Origin of the sequence: Kitasatospora sp. GP82 (assembly GCF_029892105.1) — a bacterium.
Taxonomy (GTDB): Bacteria; Actinomycetota; Actinomycetes; order Streptomycetales; family Streptomycetaceae; genus Kitasatospora.
On record NZ_JARZAJ010000005.1, the window covers coordinates 26,996 to 47,832 of the forward strand.

Below are 20,837 nucleotides of genomic sequence, written 5' to 3' on the forward strand. Positions count from 1 at the left end.
TCAGCTCCTCGGGGCGTTGGTCGGTCCGGCGTTGAACCCGGCCGGCGGCTCGGTGTGCAGCAGCCCGGCCAGCCGGTCGGTGACGGCGGTGAGGCGTTCGGGCGGCAGCAGGCCGGCCGACTGCGCAGCGGCGAAGTCGGCGAAGGCCTCCGGCGTGGTGAACTTCGGTACGTACCCGAAGGTTTCGCGCAACTGGGTGATGTCCACCACCCGGCCGTGGGTGAGCAGGCGGATCTGCTCCGGAGAGAAGTCGGCGACCCTGGCCTGCCGGACCACGCCCGCGACCAGGCCGAGCGCGGGCAGCAGCAGCGGGACGGTCGGCCTGCCCAGGCGCCGGGCGCACTGGGAGAGCAGCAGCACGCCCTCTCCCGCCACGTTGAAGGTGCCGGTGTTGGTGGTGCCCGGCCGGGGTTCGCCCGCAGCCAGCCCGAGCACCTCGATGGCGTCGTCCTCGTGGATGAACTGCAGGCGCGGGTCGTGGCCGAGCGCGGTCGGCAGCACGGGCAGCGAGAAGTACTCGGTGAGGGGGGTGTCCCCGGCCGGGCCGACGATGTTGGCGAAGCGCAGCACGGTGACGGCCACGTCGGGCCGGCGGCGGGCGAAGCCGCGGACGTAGCCCTCGACCTCGGCGGCATCCTTGGCGAAGCCGCCGCGCGGCAGGTCCTTGGGCTGCATCCGCTCGCCGAAGACCGCCGGGTCGCGGGGCGCGGAGCCGTACACGCCGGTGGTGGACTTCACCACCAGGCGGCGCAGGCCCGGGGCCTTCTGGCAGGCGCCGAGCAGCTGCATGGTGCCGATGACGTTGGTCTCCTTCACCGCGGCCCGGCCGCCCGGCCCGGTGGCACTGACGGTGAGGTGGACCACGGTGTCGACTTCGTGCTCGGCTATCACCCGCGCGATCGCGGGGCGGCGCAGGTCGACCTGGACGAAGCGGCAGCCGGACGGCAGCTCGCGGTACGGCTCCCGGACGTCCACACCGACCACCAGGTCCACGTCGGGGCTCCGGCTGACCTCCGCGGCGAAGCGGGCACCGAGGTGGCGTGCCACGCCGGTGACGAGCACGACCTTGCCCACTGCCTCGCGTCCTCCTTGTCGGGGTCCAGCCCTTCCTGCACCGTACCGTGCGGCTGTTCCGGCGCCGCAAACGCCACCGCCCGCCCGGACGGAATTCGTCTGGGCGGGCGGTGGATCCACCTGGTGCGCGGGGCGTCCCGGAGGTATTACTTCTTGTTGCGACGCTGAACGCGAGTCCTCTTCAGAAGCTTGCGGTGCTTCTTCTTGGCCATACGCTTGCGACGCTTCTTGATGACAGAGCCCACGGAACAACCCTCGCTCACTCAGACTCTCGCCCGTGAGAGACGGAGTCCATACGACTGACGGAGGGCCTAGCCTACATTCCACGCGCCCAGCACTGTAATCGTGTCCCGGACGAGCGGTGAATCTCCGGCGAACGGCCCTGCCGAAGCGGCTCGTGCCTACGCGCTCTCAAGCCGCACGTAGGACTCCTTCAGGTACTCGTGGACCGCCTGTTCGGGCACCCGGAAGGAGCGGCCGACCCGGATGGCCGGAAGCTCTCCGCTGTGCACGAGGCGGTAGACCGTCATCTTCGACACCCGCATCACCGAGGCAACCTCCGCCACGGTCAGGAAGACGACCTCCTGCAGGGGGCGTTCGCCGGAACTCATGACCCTCACCCGACCCTTACCCGTGTGCAAGGCACCGGCTTCCCCTCCGGTGACTCCACCGGCACACGTGTATCCCCAGAGTAGTTATGGGTGGTACCAGTGGGAAGAGGGGGAAGCCCAGTCCTTGTACGGTGCGAGATCCGCCCGTTGCAGTACGTAGTCGCTCAGCGCTCTGTAGCAGTCCGGGTGCGCACCGTCGTCGACCGGAACGGCCACCGCGACCGTGCCCTCGGCCTCGCCGACGAACGGCGCCGGGTCGTTGGAGTCGGCGAGCCCGCCCGCCGGGATCCCCAGGCGCCCGGCCCCGCAAAGCCAGCCGTGGTCCCCCAGCACCAGGTCGGGCAGCGCCTCCCCGGCCGCTGCCAGCGCGCCCAGCGCAAGCCGTACGGGCTGCGCCGAGTGGGTGTGCAGAAGGCCGGTGGTGGTGCGGGAGATGCTGCCGGGGGTGATTCTTCCGCTTCGCGCGGGCCCGGCGTCAAGGGATCTGACGACCGCCACCGGACCGAGGTAGTCCAGGGTGCAGGTACGGCTGCCGTCCGGGGTGGGCTCACGGAAGCGCGCACCCCGCGCAGGCGTGAGCACGGCGCATCCGGATGCCTCCAGAGCCCGTGCGAGCGCCCCGTGGAAGCCCGGAAGCTTCGTCGGGTGCCCGGTACCCGCCAGGACCCTCCCGCGGCGGCGGGCGGTACGACGCAGCAGCGCGGCGAGCCGGTCCAGGGCGTCCAGGGTGCGCTCGGGGTCGATGGTGTCGGGGCCGTGCCCGTACGAGAACTCCGGACGGACACCGCAGCGCTCGGCCATCAGGTCCAGGACCGCGCCCGGGCCCCAGCGGCGCTCCGGGTCCAGGCCCATCAGGGCCTGCGGGTCCCCCTGGCCGAAGAGGCGGTAGCTGCGGAGGTTCTTCTGGCGGGGAGTCGGGATCTGCGGACCTGCCAGGCGGTGGCGGAGCAGGTGTGCGCGCAGGCGCTCGCGGGGCTCGGAATCACCCGGTTCCGGGGCGCCCGGCTCCGGGCCGCTCATGGGAGGAGGCCGTGGTGCGGGTAGACCGCGCGGCGGGCGGCCAGGATCGCCTGGTCGAGTCGGTCGCCGGGGTCGTAGCCGTGGTCGTGGAAGTCCCGCCAGTCCGGCTTGGCGCCATCGGTCATCCGCAGCGGGGCCTGCTGCCTGGTCCGGCGGTAGACCTCGGCGCGCCAGCCCTCCGGCGTCTCGGTGGTGGGGTCGAGGGGGTGTCCGGCGGCGGTGGCGACCAGGTGGGTCCAGGCCCTGGGGACGACGTCCACCACGGCGTATCCGCCCCCGCCGAGGGCGACCCAGCGGCCGTCCGCGTACTGGTGGGCGAGGTCGTGCATCGACTCGGCGATCAGGCGCTGGGCGTCCACCGTCACCGCCAGGTGGGCCAGCGGGTCCTCGACATGGGTGTCGGCTCCGTGCTGGCTCACCAGCACCTGCGGGCGGAAGGCGGCGAGCAGTTCGGGGACGAGCGCGTGGAAGGCGCGCAGCCAGCCGCTGTCGCCGGTGCCCGCGTGCAGGGGCAGGTTGGCCGCCGACCCCGGGGCGTCCGGGCCTCCGGTCTCGGTGGACCAGCCGGTCTCCGGGAAGAGGGTGGCCGGGTGCTCGTGGATGGAGATCGTCAGCACCCTGGGGTCGTTCCAGAACGCCCGCTGCACGCCGTCTCCGTGATGCACGTCCACATCCACGTACGCGACCCGCTCGGCGCCCAGTTCCAGCAGGCGGGCGATGGCCAGCGCCGGGTCGTTGTACACGCAGAAGCCCGAGGCGCGGCCCGGCATGGCATGGTGCAGGCCACCGGCGAAGTTGACGGCGTGTCGGGTCTCGCCGCGCCAGACCGCCTCGGCGGCGGCCACCGACTGCCCGGCGATCAGCGCGGAGGCCGTGTGCTGGGTGGGGAAGGCCCAGTTGTCCTCGGTGCCGAGGCCGTGCTGCCGGTCGGTGAGGCTCGGATCGGCCGCGATCCGCTTGACCGCCTCGACGTACTCGCCGCTGTGCACCAGGCGCAGCGTGGAGTCACCGGCGGGCGGCGCGGCGCGTACCGTCACGCCGGGGGCGGTGGTCAGGCCGAAGGACTCGACCAGTCGCATGGTGAGCGCCAGCCGGGTCGGGTCCATCGGGTGGCCGGGGCCGAAGTCGTAGGCGGTGACGGCCTCGTCCCAGTAGAGGTGCAGGCCGCAGGGGGTGTCACGCTCGGCTTCGGACATGCCCCCAACGGTAGTGCGTCGCCCACCGGCAACCGCGAGGCGCCCCGGGCCACCACCCAGGGGCACCTCCGGGCAACCGATCAGGGGCGCGGGGCAACCAGCAGCGGCACCGGGGCAACCATTGAGCAAGGGGCAACCGGTAGGGGCGCGGGGCTCTACCGGGTCACCCCTTGGCTCCTGGGGGTGTGGTGGGTGGGAGCGAAGTGGGTGGCCAGGGGGACGATCAGGAGGATCAGGGCCATCGGGGCGAGCAGGGCCAGCCGGTACGAGGCGGCGTCGGCCAGGGCGCCGACGAGGGGGGAACCGATCAGGAAGCCCACGTAGTTGAAGAGGTTGAGCCGGGCCACCGCCGCGTCCGAGTCGGCCGGGAAGAGCCGGCCGCCCGCCGCGAAGACCTGCGGGATGATCGCGCAGATGCCCAGCCCCAGCAGGGTGAACCCGGCGATCCCGACCTCGGGCCCCGGCGCCGCCGCCGCGATGGCGAACCCCAGCGCGGCCACCACCGCCCCCGTCCGGACCACCACCACCGCACCCCACCGCTGCACGCCCCGGTCTCCGAGGGCGCGGCCGAGCAGCATGGCGATCATGTAGCCGAGGTAGGACAGCTTGGCCACGTCGTCGGCGCTGTGCAGCCCGTCGATGAGGTACTTGACGCTGTAGTTGGAGACCGAGGCGTCCGCGATGTAGGCGGCGGCCATCGCCAGGCAGAGCGGCAGCAGCGGCCGCCACGGGATGGAGCGGGCCGCCGCCTCGGCGGCTTCCCTTACGGCGTCGCCGAGTTCGGCCCGACCGGGGAACCGGGTGCCGATCAGCAGGGCGAGCGGAACGAGCACCACCGCACTGCTTCCGAACAGCGTGAACAGCCCGGAGCCGTCATGAGCGCCGAACCAGGCGATCGCAGCGCCGAGGATGCCGCCGAGGCTGAACGCCGCGTGGAAGCCGAGCATGATGCTGCGCCCGTAGCGGCGTTGCAGACCGACTCCGAGCATGTTCATACTCGCGTCCAGCGCACCGACCAGCAGTCCGAACAGGCCGAGCGCGAGGGCCAGTTGCCACAACCGGTGACCGAACCCCGCCCCTGCGAGGGTCAGGCAGACGGCGGGCTGGACGATCCGCAGCACCGTCCGCGCGCTGCTGCGCCTGACCAGGTGCTCGGAGCCGACCGAGCCGACCCCGGCCAGGATCGGCACCGCCGCCAGGAACACCGGCAGCAGCGAGTCGCTCAGCCCGTAGCGGTGCTGGAGCTCGGGTATGCAGGTCACCAGCAGCGCGAAGGTGGTGCCCTGCAGCAGGAAGCCGACCGCCAGCGCCGCGCGCGCCCGGCGCAGTCTCCCGTCCACGGGTTGCCGCATGGCCGACCTCGCTCCCCCGACGCTACCGGCCGGTACGAAAGATGTTGGCCGCGAGCGTAGGTCCTCCGCCGCCGTTGCGGGAGGGGGTCGGCAGGGATTGGTCGAGGGACGCGAGGCCCTGGGGAGTTCACCGTCGCCCTGGAGGGGCTCCCCCGCGTCCCTCGCGGTCTTCACCTCTGGAAGTGCGCCAGCAGGTCGGGGAGTTCGGTGAGCAGCCCGGTCGCCCCTGCGCCGGTGAGCTTGGCGGGGTCGGTGAGGGCCGCGTAGCCGTACACGTCCATTCCGGCGGCGCGGGCGGCGAGAACGCCGTTGCGGCTGTCCTCGACCACCAGGCAGCGGGACGGGTCCGCGCCGAGGGTGCGGGCCGCGTGCAGGAACAGGTCGGGGGCGGGCTTGCCGATGCCGACGTCCTGGGCGCTGAAGATCCGCTCTTCGGCATGGTGGCCGCGCAGGCCGGTGAGGTCGAGGGCGGTGCGGATCCACTCGTGGTGCGCGGAGGAGGCCAGGCAGTACGGGATCCCTTGCTGCTGAAGGGTCTTGAGCACCTGCTCGGCACCGCGCACGGCGGTGAGTTCGAGCCGGAAGGCGGCGAAGACACGGTCGTGGAAGAGCTCGTCGAAGCCCTCGGGCAGCCGCGCACCGTACCGTTCGCCGATCACGTCGTGCACGGTGTGCGGGGCGCAGCCCATGAAGTCCCGGTACGAGTCCTCGACGCTTGTGGGGTAGCCGAGTTCGGTCAGGTACTCGGCCAGCACCCGGTTGGAGATCGGCTCGCTGTCCACGAGTACGCCGTCATTGTCGAAGATCACCAGGTCGTAGTTCACCCGGTCGAGCCTAACCGCCGCCGTTTACCTGCCGCCGCCCGCCAGTTCGCGGGAGCGGTCGCGGGCCGCCTCCAGCGCGCCGAGCAGCGCGGCCCGGACCCCGTGGTTCTCCAGTTCGCGGATGGCGGCGATGGTCGTCCCCGCCGGGGAGGTGACCGCCTCGCGCAGCTTGACCGGGTGCTCGCCGGAGTCGCGCAGCATCACCGAGGCGCCGATCGCGGACTGGACGATCAGATCGTGGGCCACCTGCCGGGGCAGACCGAGCAGGATGCCGGCGTCGGTCATCGCCTCGACCAGGAAGTAGAAGTACGCCGGGCCGGAGCCGGAGAGCGCGGTGGCCGCGTCCTGCTGGGACTCCGGCAGCCGCAGCGCCTTGCCGACCGAGCGGAAGATCTCCTCCGCCCGCTCCAGATGCACCTCCTCGGCGTGCGAGCCGCCCGAGATCACGCTCATGCCCTCGTCCACCAGGACGGGCGTGTTGGGCATCACCCGGACCACCGGCGTGCCGGCCGCCAGCCGGGCCTCGAACCAGGCGGTCGGGATACCGGCGGCGGCCGAGATGACCAGGCGGTCGGCGCCGACGTGCGGGGCGAGTTCGTCCAGCAGGGTGCCCATGTCCTGCGGCTTCACGGCCAGGATCAGGGTGTCCGCGAGCTTGGCGGCCTCGGTGTTGGAGACGGCCGTGACCCCGTACCGGTCGGCGAGTTCCGCCGCACGCTCCGGGCGCCGGGCGGTGACCAGGACATCGGCCGGGTCCTTGCCCGCACGCAGCAGGCCCGAGAGCAGTGCCTCCCCGATCTTGCCGGTGCCGAGGAAGGCGATCCTCTGTCCGTGTGCGCTGCTGCTCATGGCCGCTCCTTACGTACGCTGTGCAGCCATCCTTGCACTCCGCTGCCCGGCGGTGGCGCTGCGTCCACCTTGTGGGCGCGGGCGTGGGCGTGCGCAAGGCCTCGACGGCGGTCCGCCGCGCTGTTTAGGATCGCAAGTGCGGCATCGCGTGTCGGTCACCGGCTGGGTGAGGCATGGAGGTGGCCGCGAAATGCCTTACGGAGGCATTCGAAATGTCAGTCGAGTTGAATCACACCATCGTCCACTCCCGGGACAACCGGGACTCCGCCAAGTTCCTGGCGGACATCCTGGGCCTTGAAGTCGGGGACGAGTGGGGCCCGTTCATACCGGTGGCCACCGCCAACGGCGTCACCCTGGACTTCGCCACCGCCCCCGCCGAGTCGATCACCCCGCAGCACTACGCCTTCCTGATCTCCGATGAGGAGTTCGACGCGGCGTTCGAGCGCATCCGGCAGGCCGGAATCACCTACTACGCCGATCCGCACCTGAAGCAGCCTGGCGAGATCAACCACCACCACGGCGGTCGCGGGCTGTACTTCATGGACCCGGCCGGTCACGGCATGGAGATCCTCACCCACCCGTACGACACCAGCCGGCCCGCCGGCTGAGCCTGCCCCGCGGCCCGGCCCCCGCCGTACGAGCTGCGCCCCGGACCCCTTACGGGGAAACTCAGGGTCCGCCGCTCTGGCTTCCGGGGACTGCGCGGAGCACCGTGGAGGCATGGGACACGGAGATTTGTCGCGAAGTGAGACCCGGCAGCTCGCCGTCGCATCGGCGACGCTCGGGCCCTGGCGGACCGCTACGGCCGTCGGCGTGGTGATCGGCGGTGCCGCGGTCGGGGTGGACCTCGTCACCGGCCACTGGTCCATGGACATCCTGGCCGGGCCCCTCGGCCTGGCACTGTTCTTCTTCTTCCTGATCGGTACCGTCGGCGGCCGGCTGCGGCACGACACCGGCGACCGGCGGCTGCGCCGCTGGGTGGACGAGCATCCGTGGCGGTCCGCACTGCCCGCGGCGGGCGCCTATCTGGTGCTGAACACGCTGGTGCTGACCCTGTTGGGCAGTTGGGGACTGTTCGGCGCGTTCTTCACCTCGCTGCTGCCGGCGGGCATCCTGCTGGTGGTCGCCGGGGTGGTCGGCTCGGTGAAGAGCGCCAGGCGCAGCGGCTGACCCGGCAGGAGCAGCGCGGGATGCGCCCGGGGCGGTCACGGTTCCTCCGTAACCGACCGCCCCACTGGCATGTTTGCCGTCCTGGCTCGACATACTGACCGGGTGCCGACAGTCGATGACCCACACCCGCACCCCGAGGACGAGCCGCCGCGCGGCGACCCGTTCGAGAACCTGGTCCTGGACGAGGAGTTCGTCCGATCCGCGACCGTGAAGGAGCAGTCCGGCCGGGCCCGCATGCTCGCCGCCAAGTGGCTGCGCGAGCCCCCCGAGCCGCCCTGGCCCCAGGCTCCGGCACAGCGTCCGCAGGGTCGGCGCGGCCGTCTGCGCGGGCTGCGGGCCCGGATCGGCACACGCTGGCAGACCTGGCTGATCGTCGTGGTCGTCATCGCTCTGGTGCTGCTCAGTCTCCAGCTCGCGACCGGCAGCAAGCCGGCCCCGCCGGCCCCGGTGATCCAGCCGACCCGGACCGTCACGCCGGACGGCCCGGCCGAGCCCCTGCCCCCGTCGCAGCAACCGGACAGCCCGGTCGCCCGACCGGTCCTCTGGAACGCCCGGGGCTAGGCGGCCTCTGGGTACGTGGTCAGCCGTGCACTGCATTGCCTTGAACTGTTCGCGTAACCATGCACTGTCCGGGAGCGCGGGGCTCTGCCGGACAGTGCATGGCCGGTCGCGCACACCGCGGGGAACAGGTGGTCAGCCCTTGCGCTTGGCGGACTTGCCGGGCCTGGTGCTGCCGCCCGGCCGCCGGCTGCGGTCGGCCTTGCGGCGCTCGTACTGCATCCGTGCCTGGTCGTACACCGCCCGCTTGAGGCCCTCGCCGGGGGCCTCGACCAGGCTGCGGAGGAAGTACGCGACCAGCGCGCCGACGGCGCCGATCAGCCAGACCGCGCCGAGCGACTTGTCCTCGGCCATCCAGCCGGTCAGGGATTCGCGGCCCTGAGTGAGCAGCCGCCAGTTGCGCAGCGCGGCGAGGCAGGAGCAGACGGCGATGGCGGCGATCAGCAGCCCGTAGACGAAGCCGCCGGACTCCGAGATCTTCACGCCCGCGACGGCGAACCGCAGCAGCAGCGCCCCGGCGGCGGCGCAGACCAGCGCGCCGACCGGAACGAGCACCCGGCGCACCCGGTAGTCGCCGCCCCGCTCCACCCAGCTGGTGCCGAACCAGCGGATGGCCTCCGGTGCGGGGCCTTGGGACGGGGGTGTGCTGGGGGTGGTGCGCTGCTCGGTCACGGGTCCGATTATGACCCGACGAGCCGCCGGAACGACGAAGGGAACCGTCCCGTTCCCGGAGCGGTTCCCTTCGGGGAGGAGCCGTGTCAGCCGAGCTTGCTCACGTCGCGGACGGCACCCTTGTCGGCCGAGGTGGCCATCGCCGCGTACGCGCGCAGCGCCTGGCTCACGTGGCGCTGACGGTCCTTGGGCCGGTAGCCGCCCTCGGACTCCAGCTTGAGGCGCCGCTCGTGCAGCTCCTCGAACGAGAGCTCCAGGTTGATCTTCCGGCCGGGGATGTCGATCGAGATGATGTCGCCGTCCTCGATCAGCGCGATGGCTCCGCCGGAGGCCGCCTCGGGCGAGACATGGCCGATGGACAGGCCGGAGGTGCCGCCGGAGAACCGGCCGTCGGTGATCAGCGCGCAGGCCTTGCCGAGGCCTCGGCCCTTGAGGAAGGAGGTCGGGTAGAGCATCTCCTGCATACCGGGGCCGCCCTTGGGGCCCTCGTAGCGGATGACGACGACGTCGCCCTCCTTGACCCGCTTGGCCAGGATCGCCTCGACCGCGTCGTCCTGGGACTCCACGACCACGGCCGGGCCGCTGAAGGTCCAGATGGACTCGTCCACGCCCGCGGTCTTGACCACGCAGCCGTCCTCGGCGATGTTGCCGTACAGCACGGCCAGGCCGCCCTCGACGGAGTACGCGTGCTCGATGTCGCGGATGCAGCCGCGGGCCGCGTCGGTGTCCAGCGACTCCCAGCGCTCGGACTGCGAGAACGCCTCGGCGGAGCGGACGCAGCCGGGGGCGGCGTGCCACAGCTCGACGGCCTCGGCGGAGGGCGAACCGCCGCGCACGTCCCAGGTCTTGAGCCACTCGGCGAGCGAGTCGGAGTGGACGGTGTGGACGTCCTCGTTGAGCAGCCCGGCGCGGTAGAGCTCGCCGAGGATGGCGGGGACGCCGCCGGCCCGGTGGACGTCCTCCATGTAGTAGCTGCCGTTGGGGGCGACCTTCGACAGGCAGGGGACGCGACGCGAGACGGCGTCGATGTCGCGCATGTCGAAGTCGACCTCGGCCTCCTGGGCGGCGGCCAGCAGGTGGAGGATGGTGTTGGTGGAGCCGCCCATGGCGATGTCGAGGGCCATGGCGTTCTCGAAGGCGGCCCGGGTGGCGATGTTGCGCGGCAGGACGGAGGCGTCGTCCTGGTGGTAGTGACGCCCGGCCAGCTCCACCACGTTGTGCCCGGCGCGCTCGTAGAGGGCCTTGCGGGCGGTGTGGGTGGCCAGCACCGAGCCGTTGCCGGGCAGCGACAGGCCGATCGCCTCGGTGAGGCAGTTCATCGAGTTGGCGGTGAACATGCCCGAGCAGGAGCCGCAGGTCGGGCAGGCGTTCTCCTCGATGATCGCGATGTCCTCGTCGGAGACGTTCTCGTTGACGGCCTGCGAGATCGCGTCCACCAGGTCGAGCTTGCGGACGGTGCCGTCCACCAGGGTGGCCTTGCCGGCCTCCATCGGGCCGCCGGAGACGAAGACGGTCGGGATGTTGAGGCGCAGTGCGGCCATCAGCATGCCGGGGGTGATCTTGTCGCAGTTGGAGATGCAGATCAGCGCGTCCGCACAGTGGGCGTTGACCATGTACTCGACCGAGTCGGCGATCAGGTCGCGGGAGGGCAGCGAGTAGAGCATGCCGGCGTGGCCCATGGCGATGCCGTCGTCCACCGCGATGGTGTTGAACTCGCGCGGGATGCCGCCCGCCTCCTTGATCGCCTCGGAGACGATCCGGCCGACCGGCTGGAGGTGGGTGTGCCCCGGCACGAACTCGGTGAAGGAGTTGGCCACCGCGATGATCGGCTTGCCGAAGTCCTCGCGGGCTACGCCTGCCGCCCGAAGGAGCGCCCGGGCGCCTGCCATGTTGCGACCGTGGGTGACCGTACGGGACTTCAGCTCGGGCATTCGCTCCACTCCTTCGGAGACTGCGCGCGGCCGCCTGTGTTGGCTGGAGGGTGCAGGGCCGCTGTGGCTACCGAGCGTACGCCGTTGATCCACGGCCCGGGCAGCTCGTCCGGGATGCGGTCAGGTGTCGGAGCCCCGGACGGCCGCCCGCTCCTGCCCGGTCACCGTCGTTCCGGGGTCACTGCCACCGTGACGTCGAGCAGGTACGGCTCGGTGACCACGCCGTCCGGGAACTCGGCCAGCAGCGCGGCGCGTTCGGCGGCCAGCGCCGGTTCCTGCTGCTCGGCGGGCAGCACGGCGAAGTAGGACTTGGACCGCAGGTCGGCGATCACCGTGTCGAGGTCGATCCGGCGCTCCCAGCGCAGGCGGGCGGTGCTCAGCCGCAGGTCGTAGTCGTCCAGCGGGCGGGTGACCTGGATCATCGTGCCGTAGTAGTGGTACGAGGGCAGGGTGGCGGAGAGCCGGGCCTCCTGGGCCTGCACCCAGGGGGTCGCGCGGTCCTTCAGGTTCCACCACATGACGAGTGCGCCACCGGGGCGCAGCACCCGGATCGCCTCGGGGATCGAGCGGTTCGGGTCGGTCCAGTGGAACGCCTGGGCGTAGGTGATCAGATCGGCGGTGCCGTCGTGGCACGGCAGCTCGTCGCCACTGGCCCTGACCAGCGGGATCTCCGGGCTCACCGCGTGCAGTCGGGCCGCCATCCCCGGGCTCGGCTCGACCGCCGTGACCCTGGCACCCCGCGCCGCCAGCAACCGGGTGGCGATACCCGTGCCCGCGCCGACGTCCAGCACGGTGGCGCCCTTCAGCTGCTGCCCGGTGAGCCGTTCGATCTCGTCGAAGAGCGAGTCCGGGTAGGAGGGCCTGGCCGCGTCGTAGTGCGCGGCGACCGCGCCGAAGGACCGGGCGTGCGCCTGGTGCTGAAGATCCGTCATGTCCCGTTCCCCCTGCCGAACGTCTCGCACGTATGCGGCCAGCGTACGCCGCGGGCTTCGGCGGTCGGCGCCCGGCCGTCCGGCCCAGCGGTCGGCCTGCGCGGTCGGCCCTCGCGGCCTCAGCGGACGCGGGCCGGGGTGGCCAGGTGCAGGCGGGTGAAGGCGAGCGCCTCGGCGAGGTCGGCCTCCCGTTCGGCGGGCGAGGTGGCGCGACGGGTGTTGACCTCCAGCACCACATGGCCGTCGAAGCCGGTACGGGCCAGGCGCTCCAGCAGCTCGGCGCAGGGCTGCTTGCCGCGGCCGGGGATGAGGTGCTCGTCCTTGCCGGACCCGGAACCGTCGGCAAGGTGCACATGGGCCAGTCGGCTGCCCATCCGGTCGACCATGGCGAAGGCGTCGATCCGCGAGGTGGCGACGTGCGACAGGTCGATGGTGAAGTGCCGGTACTCCTCGTCGGTGACGTCCCAGCCGGGCGCGTAAGCGAGCACCTCACGGTCGCGGTAGCGCCATGGGTACATGTTCTCGACGGCGAAGCGGACGTCGGTCTCGCCCGCCATCCGGCCGATGCCCTCGACGAACTCCCGCGCGTACTGGCGTTGCCAGCGGAACGGCGGGTGGACGACCACGGTGGCCGCGCCCAGCTTCTCGGCGGCGGCGCGGGCGCGGACCAGCTTGGTCCACGGGTCGGTGGTCCACACCCGCTGGGTGATCAGCAGGCAGGGGGCGTGGACGGCCAGGATCGGCATCCGGTGCTTGTCGGAGAGGCGGCGCAGGGCCTCGATGTCCTGGCTGACGGGGTCGTTCCAGACCATCACCTCGACACCGTCGTAGCCCAGCTTGGCGGCGAGTTCGAAGGCGGTGGCGGTGGTCGCCGGGTAGACCGAGGCGGTGGAGAGCACGACCTTGGTGTCCGGGACGTGCAGCTCGGGGTGCGGCGGAAGCACCAGCCGGTCGGTGGTCCGCAGGAGCGGGGCGGGCTCGGCCGCCTTCCGCCCGGCCCGGGCGGGACGAGCCGCCTTCGCCGCCTTCGCCGCCTTCGCGGGCGCGGTGGGCGCGGTGGGCGCGGTGGGCGCGGTGGGCGTTCCGGCCTCCGCCGCCTTCACGGACCTCGTCGGCCTGGCCGGCTTGGCGGCCTTCGCCGATTTCACGGCCTTCACCGCCTGTGCGACCTTCGCACTCTTGGCTGCCTTCGCCGACTTCACGGTCTTGGCCGTTCGGGAGGCCGCGTCGGCCGCCCGCTCCCCCAGCCTCGACCGCCCGGTGGTCTTCTCCCCGGCCTGGCCCGCCGTCTTCGCGGAGCCCTGTTCGGACGTCTGCCCCGGTGTGCGCCCGGGTACGGCGCTCGCCCTGGCCCGGCGCGGCCTGCCCGGCCGCGGCTGCCCGGCGTCCTCACCAGCAGCGCGGCCCGCCTGCGTACCGTCCTCGTCCGCTGGTTCCGCCACGGGAGACAGCGTAAGCGGCGCGACGGTGGAATGGGACCGTGCTCGGCCCGGTGTGGGCGTGCTCACCTCGCAACGCTCCACTCCGGGGACGAGCGGCAACTTCGGGCGCACGGGTGAACCTTCAGGGGCGTGGGACGCCCCTGCCGGGTTCACCCCATCAGGGCGGGGCGACGGTCGGCGGGGCTGTCCATGGCGTCCAGACGGCGCAGGATGATGCCCTCGCGCAGGGCCCACGGGCAGATGTCGAGTTCGTCCAGCCCGAAGAGATCCATGGCCGCGTCGGCGACCAGCGCACCGGCCAGCAGCTGGCGCGCCCGCCCGTCGGAGACTCCGGGGATCTGGGCGCGCTGGGCGACGGTCATCCCGGCCAGCCTGGGCACCCAGGCGGCCAGGCCGGATCTGCTGAGCCGACGCGGCACCCGCAGCCCGGCATCGGTCGGGGCCGCGCCGGTCATCCGGGCCAGCTGCTTGAAGGTCTTGGAGGTGGCGACCGCGTGGTCCGGAACGCCGAGCCGGGCGAACTCGCCGACCACCTGGGCGATCTCGGCCCGGATCTGGCGCCGCAGCTCCCGTACGTCGTCGGGGTCGGCCACCTCGCCGGGAAGCTGAAGGGTCAGCCGTCCGGCGCCGAGCGGGAGGGAGCAGGCGACGTCGGGCTGCTCGTCCAGGCCGCAGGCGATCTCCAGCGAGCCGCCGCCGATGTCGAGGTTGAGCAGCCGCCCGGAGGACCAGCCGAACCAGCGTCGGACGGCGAGGAAGGTGAGCCGGGCCTCGTCCTGCCCGGAGAGCACCTGCAGCTCGATACCGGTCTCCTCGGCGACCCGGCGCAGCACGTCCTCACCGTTGGCGGCCTCCCGGACGGCGGAGGTGGCGAAGGGCAGCATGTCCACCACGCCCTTGTCCTCGGCCACCCTTATCGAGGAGGCGACCATGCCGACCAGCTTGTCCACCCCGGCCGTGGTGATCGCACCGTCCGCGTCGATCAGCTCGGCAAGCCGGAGCTCGGCCTTGTGCGAGTACGCGGGCAGCGGGGCAGCACCGGGGTGGGCGTCCACCACGAGGAAGTGGACGGTGTTGGAACCTACGTCGAGCACACCGAGTCGCATAACTCTCCACGCTACGCGATACCCGCCCTCGACCTGGAGTGTTGTGCCGAGCCGCCGCCCACACCGGGCAGATCGCCCGCAGCGTGCCCCGATCGCCGGCCGGACCTCCCCGCAGACCGACCCGCCACTCCTGCACACCTGTTGCCCACGGCCACCATCCGGAGGAACCTGGTTCCACATCACCCACCGGGAGTGGCATATGACGATCAGTCACCGCATCATCGGCACCGGCGAGCACAGGGTCATCGTGCTGCACGACTGGTTCGGCACCAGCGCGGGCTGGGGCCCGTTCCTGGACCATCTGGACGGCGAGGCGTTCAGCTACGCCTTCCTCGACTACCGGGGCTACGGCCGACGGGCCGATGTACCGGGCGACTTCACGCTTGCCGAGATCGCCGGGGACACCCTGGACCTGGCCGACCAACTGGGCTGGGAGAGCTTCTCGTTGGTGGGCCACTCGATGGGCGGCAAGGCGGTGCAGCGCATCCTGGTGGAGGCCCCTCACCGGGTGCGCAGACTGGTCGGCATCGCGCCCGTACCGGCGTCCGCCTACCCACTGGAGGGCGAGGCGTACGACCTCTTCCACGGTGCCGCCGACAACCCGGCCAACCGCCGGGCCATCCTCGACCTCGTCACCGGCCACCGGGCACCCGCCGCCTGGCTGGAGCGGATGACCGCCCAGTCCCTCGCCCTGTCCCACCGCGACGCCTTCGCCGCCTACCTGGACGACTGGACCACCCTCGACTTCGCCGCCAAGGTCACCGGAATCCGCCTCCCGGTCAAGGTCTACGTCGGCGAGCACGACCTCGCCCTCACCCCCGAGGTCATGCGCGCCACCTGGCTCACCCACTACCCGGAAGCGACCCTCGAAGTCCTCCCCAACTCGGGCCACTACCCGATGTACGAGATCCCCCTCGCCTTCGCCACCACCCTGGAGTCCTTCCTCCGCGAACCCTAGGGGCGCGGGAAAGCCGTCAGGGGCGCGGGGCTGCCCGTTGCCCCTGAGGTTTCCCCCGGGAGGGGGCTAGAGCATCCCGTGCCACAGCTGCTCGACCACCACGGCCCACCAGTTCTCCGGGTCGGAGAACGCCGTACGGTCCAACCCCGCCAGGCCCCACTGCAGTTCGGCCACCACCTGGCCCGCCGCGTACGGCGGGAGGTCCCGCAGGCGCGGCAGGCAGTCGGCGAGCAGGGCGAGGGAGCGGGTGAAGGCGGTGAGGTCGGCGTTGCAGTAGCGGGGGGCCGCGGTGTCGGGGTCGATCGCGCGGACGCGGCCCTGCGCGGCGTCCACGGTGACAAGCGCCCAGCCGTCGGTGCCGATGAGCAGCTGGCCGAGCAGGCTGCGGCGGTCCTGCCCGGTGGCCCGCTCCCCCCGGCCCAGGTCGGCCAGGTAGCCGGCGACCTCGGGCAGGACCGGCGCCGTCCTGCTGCCGTCCAGGACGCCGTCGGCGACCGGGTGGTACAGCGTGAAGAAGCCCTCCACCGCCGTGGGCAGGCCGATGTCGAGCAGCGGCCCGGCCACCGAATCGGGCAGATCCGCGGCGAGCACCTCGCCCGCCTCGAAGCGGTGCACCCCCTCGGGGCCGAACCGCTCCGCCAGCCGCGCGGCCAGCGCCTGCGCGGACTCCGGCAGCACGGGCGGCACCGCGTGCGGGAAGGGCATCCGGTTGGGCCTCGGCGCCGCGAGCCTGCCGTCCGGTCCGGTGGCGGGCAGGCGTGCGACCAGCTCCCGTACGGCTTCCGCCCGGTGGTCGAAGTGCGGCCCGTAGCGCAGTTCGTGGCTGAACCGCGTAGTCGGCAGCTGGGCCGCGAGCTCCTGTGCGACATACCCGCCGGGCAGCATGCCGAGGCTGAGGTCGGTGTGGACCGCCACCACGTCCTCGGCCCGTACGCCCTGCTGCTGGAGCTTGCTCCAGGCGCGCAGCGCGGGGTGCGCCCGGCCGGCGACAGAGTGCAGCACCAGGGTCTGCGACTCGCCGAACTCGTCGCGGTACGTCACCTCGGCCCGGGTGCCGGGACCGGTGACGGGCGGCAGGGACGGTTCGTGCAGCCCGGCTCCCAGCTTGTCGCGGTAGAGCCGGATCACCTCCGGCACCGGCACCGACGGCCAGACGCTCAACTCGCCGGTCCTGCGGTCCACTACCGCGCAGGCCGCGCCGATCTCCTCGGGTGCCCGGCGCGCACCGCTCAGCGGGTCCACCTGCACGGGCGCCGGCTCGGGCCAGAGCACCCAGCCCAGGTCGAACTCGTGGGAGCGGACCGGGCGGGCCGCCTCCTGCGGCAGATCGCCGTTGATCCAGCGGTGGGCGGCGTCGATCGCCTGGTCGCGGGTGGTCATCGGTGGGCGCTCCTCGCGCTGGTGCCTGCGGGGGCTCGGTGGATGTTCAGCCGGGAACGCGGCGGGGCGGGCTCCTCCGGCGCAGCGGGGGCCTCGACGACCTCCGCCTTGGGCTCTGCCACGGCGGGTTGGATGTCCGTCAGGTCGATCGGGCGGGAGTCGCCGTCCACCGCGATCGCCCACAGGCCGTGGTCCGCGCTGTAGAGCGGGGTGGCGCACTGGCGGCCGGTCTGGTGGTCGAGATAGCGGACCGAACCGGCGTGGGTGGCGGCGTTCCAGGTGTGCGAGCGGCCGAACTCGTCCATGGTGAGCAGCACCGCCTGCGCCCCGTGCCCGGCGTGCAGCAGCACCTCGGCAAGCCGGGCGTGCGCCTGCTCGCCGTCGCCCAGGTCACGGAACTGGGTGCCGAGTTCGCGTTCGGCGCGGTCCCGGCCGCCGCGCTCTCCGGACGGTCCGTCGGGCAGCCGGGGTGCACCGCAGGTGGGGTGCCCGGCGAAGGTGTCGAGGCCGGAGAGGGCGAGTTCGACACAGTTGTTGGCGCGGCCCTGCTCGCGGTAGCCGCCGCCGTTGAGCACCTCGGTCCAGGTCCCGGTGCGCGGGTCGGGGTGCGGGACGGCGAAGCCCTCGGAGGTTGCGGGCACCCGGAGTTCGGCCTCGGCCTGATGCGCCGGGTCCACCGGGCCAAGACCGCCGGGTACACCGTACGGACGGCTGTCCGCGATGGTGCGCTCCTGCGCCTGCTCGGCGGGCAGTGGGCCACCCGGACGGCGCGAGGCCCGTGCGAGCAGGTACGCGGCGCCGAGCTCACCGGCCGGAACCGCGGTCCAACCGGACGCCGCCTGGCCCTCGTTGAGCAGGGGAGCTTCGAGACGGCGGAAGTCGGCCCCCGATCCGGCATACATCCGCGAGGGTGCGGACGCACCGATGTTCGCGCCGGGCAACAGCGGCGTCGCGGCAGGTGTCCGGGGCACGGCGGCGCCCGAGCGGGCGTCCTGCGGCGGGATTCCCGTACCGACGATGCCGACCACGCCACCGGCCGGCTGGCCGGCCGCTCCGACGGAGCCCACGCCCACCGGACCGCCCACGGCGGAGGCACCCGGGACACCCGGCGCACCGGGAGCTCCCGAAGCGCCGGGAGCTCCGCCGACCGGACCCGGCGTGACCGGACCGCCGGCCGGACCCGGCGTGACCGGACCGCCCACAGGGCCCGGCGTCACCGGACTGCCGCCCGGACCGCCGACCGGACCGCCGACCGGACCGCCGACCGGCGCACTGCCGCCGACCGGCCCGTAACCGCCCGGAGTTCCCACCCCGACCGACCCGGACGACGGGTCGACCGAGTGCCAGCCGCCGCCTCCGCCACCGGAGGAGCCGCTCGGCCCCGAGGGCGCCTCACCGAGGCCGGAACCGGACCCGGAGCCATAGCCGGATCCGGAGCCGTAACCACCGGACGTCCCGTAGTCCGACCCGGTCGGCTGCGGCGCGACCACGACGGAGTCGGTCCGTACCGAGACCGGCCCGGTGCGCACCGAAGTCTGTTCCACCACAGGCGAGTTGCCGTAGTCGTAGTCGCTGCCCGTGTCCTCGTACCGGTACGGGTCCTGCCGGTGCCGGTATCCTCCGCCACCCGAGCCCGAGCCCGTGCCCGCACTCGAAGCGGAGGAGCCCGACGACCCCCCGTACGACGAGTCGTCACCGCTTTCGGAGCCGTAGCCGGAGCCGTAGCCGGCATCGACCGTGGCGCTCGCGCCAGGTGCCCCGGCCGCCGCCGATCGCAGCCCGACACCGGCCACCCCCGACGGCCCGTCCAGTGCCACCTCGGCATCGGTGTGCAGCCCGGCGGTCTGCACGCTGGTCTGCACACCGAGCGGTCCGCCCGCACGTACCACCGGCTGCCCGTCCGGGCCGAGGACCACCGGTCGGCCGTCCGCGCCGAGCACCGGCTTGCCGTCCCGGCCGAGGGCCACCGACATTCCGCTGGCCCCGAGTTCACCGTCGGCGGCGACCGTCACGGGGTTGCCCCGGGCGTCGGTGAGCGGCTTGCCGTCCACGCCGACCGCCAGGCCGACGACCGGCTGGCCGTCCGCGCCGAGTATGGCGACCTTGCCGTCCGCACCGACCAGGGGCTTGCCGTCGGGGCCCACCGGTACGGTGACGCCCTCGACACCGGCCACCAGCTTGCCGTTCTGGTCACGCAGCAGCGGGTTCCCGGAGCCGTCGGTGATCACCCTGCCGTTGTGGTCGACGGCCACGCTCAGGGCCCGGACGCCGCCGACTGCGGCAGCCCCGGCGCCCGCGCCACCCAGTGCCCCGGTCAGCTGCCCACCCGCACCGCTCTTCTCCTCCAGCACGGCCGAACGGCCGTTCGGACCATGCCCCTCCGCCCGTGCGATGCGCTCCAGGGCGACGACCGCGGGTTCCTTGAGGGCGGTCTCCAGGCCGTGCTTCATGGCGCGGCCGAGTTCCTCCAGCAGCTCGCCGACCTTGACCTTCGCGGCGGCGACCTCGACCAACTCGCCGACCTCGGCCACGGCGGTGTCGACCACCTTGGTGACCGCTCCGAGCGCGCCCCCGCCCTCGGACTCCTTCGCCTTGGCCTCGGCAGCCTGTGCGGCCTTCAGCTTCTCGGCGAGTTCGGTGAGCGCGGCGACGAGCGACGCCTTGCAGGTGTCGGTGGCCTCGGCGGCACTGTCGAACGCCTTCGCCACCAGCTCGGCGGCACTCTGCGCATCGTCCAGGTAACCCCGGCCGCCGCCCGCGAAGCCCTGCCAGTGCTCTGCGAAGGCGTCCACCGCGCGTCCGGTGTTCTCCCCCGTGACCCGCTGCGCGGACTCCCCGCCCCGGCGGCTGAGCCGCTCGGCCTCGGTGGCGAACTCCCGCCACAGCGCGCCGGCTCGACGCAACCCGTCCTCGTCGGCCTCGGGCCAGTGGTGGCCGACCTTGGCCAGGACCGGGGCCAGTTCCTCGGGCAACTTCCGGGACACGCGGTCCCTCCTTCGCCTGCTACGGATTGAACGCTGCTACGGATTGGCTGCTACGGATCGAAAACGCCGAGCGCCGTCCGCCCGTGCGGCGTACGGTCTCGCCTGCCACCGGCCCTTCGGCCGCAGGACGCGGCTCGGACCAGCGGTGCCCCGTCACGGGCTCAGACCACCAGCGGACCCGCTCCGGTTCCGCCACCGGGCGCCGTGCCACCCGCAGGCCCGCCCCGGTCCTGCCTGGCGAAGTCGGAGGTGACCTCCTCCTCCGTCCGGCTCGCCTGGTCGGCCATGGTGTGCAGACCGGTGCCGATCCCGCCGAGCCGGTCGGCCAGGCCGTTCAGCCCGGCCATCAGTTCGGGCTGCGCCTCACCGTACGCCTTGCCGAAACCGGAACCGGGATCGTCCTTGCCCCACGGCTCACCGAGCCCGGCCATGCCGTGCTCCAGCGCCAGCGCGGCCCGCGCGAAGTCGTTGGAGAGCTGCTCGAACTCCCGCCCCTCGCCGTGCACTTCCCACGGTTTGATCCGGAACTCGTCCGATCCGCCCGCTGCCATCCGCCGCTCCCCCGTCCTGCGCCGCGCCGCGACATCTGCCGAGCCGCCCTGTACGTGCCCAGCGGCGCCGCCATCCTAGGGCCCGTATCCGAACCCTCCGCAGCGCCTCTGGACGTTTCTCACCTCAACTTCACACCCGGCCGGAGGCCATACCCTTGCCAGGTGGCAGCAGAGACTCCCAAGAGCACCAAGAAGACCAAGAACCCCAAGAACGGCGACAAGGCCGG

General features: G+C 72.6%; 20 protein-coding genes. 4 read left to right on the forward strand and 16 right to left on the reverse strand.

Going from position 1 to position 20,837, the window contains the following annotated elements; genetic code table 11:
- From P3T39_RS06690 to proC, 8 genes are all read right to left on the reverse strand, one after another.
- Positions 1-1,074 (reverse strand): NAD-dependent epimerase/dehydratase family protein, encoded by a 1,074-nt coding sequence (locus P3T39_RS06690; protein ID WP_280696415.1) that lies wholly within the window; start codon positions 1,072-1,074, stop codon positions 1-3.
- Positions 1,075-1,220: 146 nt separating this feature from the next.
- Positions 1,221-1,319 (reverse strand): AURKAIP1/COX24 domain-containing protein, encoded by a 99-nt coding sequence (locus P3T39_RS06695; protein ID WP_003948845.1) that lies wholly within the window; start codon positions 1,317-1,319, stop codon positions 1,221-1,223.
- Between the two features lie 156 nt (positions 1,320-1,475).
- Entirely contained in the window at positions 1,476-1,685 is a 210-nt protein-coding gene (locus tag P3T39_RS06700; protein WP_280696416.1) for a helix-turn-helix domain-containing protein, read from the reverse strand.
- An 84-nt stretch (positions 1,686-1,769) separates the two neighbouring features.
- Positions 1,770-2,705, reverse strand: coding sequence for a phosphatase (locus P3T39_RS06705; protein WP_280696417.1), 936 nt, complete (start codon positions 2,703-2,705; stop codon positions 1,770-1,772).
- A complete protein-coding gene (locus P3T39_RS06710; RefSeq protein ID WP_280696418.1) occupies positions 2,702-3,901 on the reverse strand; it encodes an acetoin utilization protein AcuC in 1,200 nt (399 codons plus the stop codon). Before P3T39_RS06710 ends, P3T39_RS06705 begins: the two co-directional genes overlap by 4 nt.
- 155 nt (positions 3,902-4,056) lie before the next feature.
- The gene (locus P3T39_RS06715) at positions 4,057-5,253 is read right to left on the reverse strand and encodes an MFS transporter (RefSeq protein WP_280696419.1); all 1,197 of its coding nucleotides are present in this window, start codon (positions 5,251-5,253) and stop codon (positions 4,057-4,059) included.
- A 170-nt stretch (positions 5,254-5,423) separates the two neighbouring features.
- Positions 5,424-6,077 (reverse strand): HAD family hydrolase, encoded by a 654-nt coding sequence (locus P3T39_RS06720; RefSeq protein WP_280696420.1) that lies wholly within the window; start codon positions 6,075-6,077, stop codon positions 5,424-5,426.
- Positions 6,078-6,101: 24 nt separating this feature from the next.
- Positions 6,102-6,926, reverse strand: a complete 825-nt coding sequence (proC, locus tag P3T39_RS06725) for a pyrroline-5-carboxylate reductase (RefSeq protein ID WP_280696421.1) — start codon at positions 6,924-6,926, stop codon at positions 6,102-6,104.
- Between the two features lie 212 nt (positions 6,927-7,138).
- Between proC and P3T39_RS06730 the strand changes: the two genes are divergently transcribed.
- The 3 genes from P3T39_RS06730 (at position 7,139) to P3T39_RS06740 (ending at position 8,657) form a co-directional block, all read left to right on the forward strand.
- Positions 7,139-7,534: a VOC family protein gene (locus P3T39_RS06730; protein WP_280696422.1), complete on the forward strand. Its 396-nt coding sequence runs from the start codon at positions 7,139-7,141 to the stop codon at positions 7,532-7,534.
- 127 nt (positions 7,535-7,661) lie between these two features.
- The gene (locus P3T39_RS06735; RefSeq protein ID WP_280696423.1) at positions 7,662-8,096 is read left to right on the forward strand and encodes a hypothetical protein; all 435 of its coding nucleotides are present in this window, start codon (positions 7,662-7,664) and stop codon (positions 8,094-8,096) included.
- 102 nt (positions 8,097-8,198) lie between these two features.
- The gene (locus P3T39_RS06740; protein WP_280696632.1) at positions 8,199-8,657 is read left to right on the forward strand and encodes a hypothetical protein; all 459 of its coding nucleotides are present in this window, start codon (positions 8,199-8,201) and stop codon (positions 8,655-8,657) included.
- 132 nt (positions 8,658-8,789) lie between these two features.
- On the opposite strand, the gene P3T39_RS06745 is transcribed toward P3T39_RS06740, so the two are convergent.
- The 5 genes from P3T39_RS06745 to P3T39_RS06765 all read right to left on the reverse strand — a co-directional run bounded on the left by P3T39_RS06745 (position 8,790) and on the right by P3T39_RS06765 (position 14,737).
- Complete coding sequence (locus tag P3T39_RS06745) at positions 8,790-9,326, reverse strand: hypothetical protein (protein ID WP_280696424.1); 537 nt, start codon at positions 9,324-9,326, stop codon at positions 8,790-8,792.
- A gap of 86 nt (positions 9,327-9,412) precedes the next feature.
- On the reverse strand, positions 9,413-11,257 hold the full coding sequence (ilvD, locus tag P3T39_RS06750) for a dihydroxy-acid dehydratase (protein ID WP_280696425.1): 1,845 nt from the start codon (positions 11,255-11,257) through the stop codon (positions 9,413-9,415).
- A 161-nt stretch (positions 11,258-11,418) separates the two neighbouring features.
- The gene (locus P3T39_RS06755; protein ID WP_280696426.1) at positions 11,419-12,189 is read right to left on the reverse strand and encodes a class I SAM-dependent methyltransferase; all 771 of its coding nucleotides are present in this window, start codon (positions 12,187-12,189) and stop codon (positions 11,419-11,421) included.
- Between the two features lie 119 nt (positions 12,190-12,308).
- Positions 12,309-13,112, reverse strand: coding sequence for a sugar phosphate isomerase/epimerase (locus P3T39_RS06760; RefSeq protein WP_280696614.1), 804 nt, complete (start codon positions 13,110-13,112; stop codon positions 12,309-12,311).
- Positions 13,113-13,780: 668 nt separating this feature from the next.
- Positions 13,781-14,737 (reverse strand): Ppx/GppA phosphatase family protein, encoded by a 957-nt coding sequence (locus P3T39_RS06765; RefSeq protein WP_280696427.1) that lies wholly within the window; start codon positions 14,735-14,737, stop codon positions 13,781-13,783.
- A gap of 199 nt (positions 14,738-14,936) precedes the next feature.
- On the opposite strand from P3T39_RS06765, the gene P3T39_RS06770 reads away from it, so the two are divergent.
- On the forward strand, positions 14,937-15,695 hold the full coding sequence (locus P3T39_RS06770; RefSeq protein WP_280696429.1) for an alpha/beta hydrolase: 759 nt from the start codon (positions 14,937-14,939) through the stop codon (positions 15,693-15,695).
- Between the two features lie 66 nt (positions 15,696-15,761).
- Here the strand turns inward: P3T39_RS06770 and P3T39_RS06775 are convergent, their stop codons facing one another.
- The 3 genes from P3T39_RS06775 to P3T39_RS06785 form a co-directional block, all read right to left on the reverse strand.
- On the reverse strand, positions 15,762-17,075 hold the full coding sequence (locus tag P3T39_RS06775; RefSeq protein ID WP_280696430.1) for an SUKH-4 family immunity protein: 1,314 nt from the start codon (positions 17,073-17,075) through the stop codon (positions 15,762-15,764).
- Positions 17,072-20,059: a toxin glutamine deamidase domain-containing protein gene (locus P3T39_RS06780; RefSeq protein WP_280696431.1), complete on the reverse strand. Its 2,988-nt coding sequence runs from the start codon at positions 20,057-20,059 to the stop codon at positions 17,072-17,074. The genes P3T39_RS06775 and P3T39_RS06780 overlap by 4 nt, the downstream gene beginning before the upstream one ends.
- A gap of 161 nt (positions 20,060-20,220) precedes the next feature.
- Complete coding sequence (locus tag P3T39_RS06785; RefSeq protein WP_280696432.1) at positions 20,221-20,610, reverse strand: hypothetical protein; 390 nt, start codon at positions 20,608-20,610, stop codon at positions 20,221-20,223.
- Between the last annotated feature and the right edge of the window lie 227 nt (positions 20,611-20,837).

Bases quoted from the DNA above. Each gene is read 5' to 3' on its own strand.
- proC (WP_280696421.1), bottom strand. From the start codon at position 6,926: ATGAGCAGCAGCGCACACGGACAGAGGATCGCCTTCCTCGGCACCGGC.
- P3T39_RS06785 (WP_280696432.1), bottom strand. From the start codon at position 20,610: ATGGCAGCGGGCGGATCGGACGAGTTCCGGATCAAACCGTGGGAAGTG.
- P3T39_RS06765 (WP_280696427.1), bottom strand. From the start codon at position 14,737: ATGCGACTCGGTGTGCTCGACGTAGGTTCCAACACCGTCCACTTCCTC.
- P3T39_RS06700 (WP_280696416.1), bottom strand. From the start codon at position 1,685: ATGAGTTCCGGCGAACGCCCCCTGCAGGAGGTCGTCTTCCTGACCGTG.
- P3T39_RS06770 (WP_280696429.1), top strand. From the start codon at position 14,937: ATGACGATCAGTCACCGCATCATCGGCACCGGCGAGCACAGGGTCATC.
- P3T39_RS06755 (WP_280696426.1), bottom strand. From the start codon at position 12,189: ATGACGGATCTTCAGCACCAGGCGCACGCCCGGTCCTTCGGCGCGGTC.
- ilvD (WP_280696425.1), bottom strand. From the start codon at position 11,257: ATGCCCGAGCTGAAGTCCCGTACGGTCACCCACGGTCGCAACATGGCA.
- P3T39_RS06705 (WP_280696417.1), bottom strand. From the start codon at position 2,705: ATGAGCGGCCCGGAGCCGGGCGCCCCGGAACCGGGTGATTCCGAGCCC.
- P3T39_RS06775 (WP_280696430.1), bottom strand. From the start codon at position 17,075: ATGACCACCCGCGACCAGGCGATCGACGCCGCCCACCGCTGGATCAAC.
- P3T39_RS06715 (WP_280696419.1), bottom strand. From the start codon at position 5,253: ATGCGGCAACCCGTGGACGGGAGACTGCGCCGGGCGCGCGCGGCGCTG.
- P3T39_RS06710 (WP_280696418.1), bottom strand. From the start codon at position 3,901: ATGTCCGAAGCCGAGCGTGACACCCCCTGCGGCCTGCACCTCTACTGG.
- P3T39_RS06730 (WP_280696422.1), top strand. From the start codon at position 7,139: ATGTCAGTCGAGTTGAATCACACCATCGTCCACTCCCGGGACAACCGG.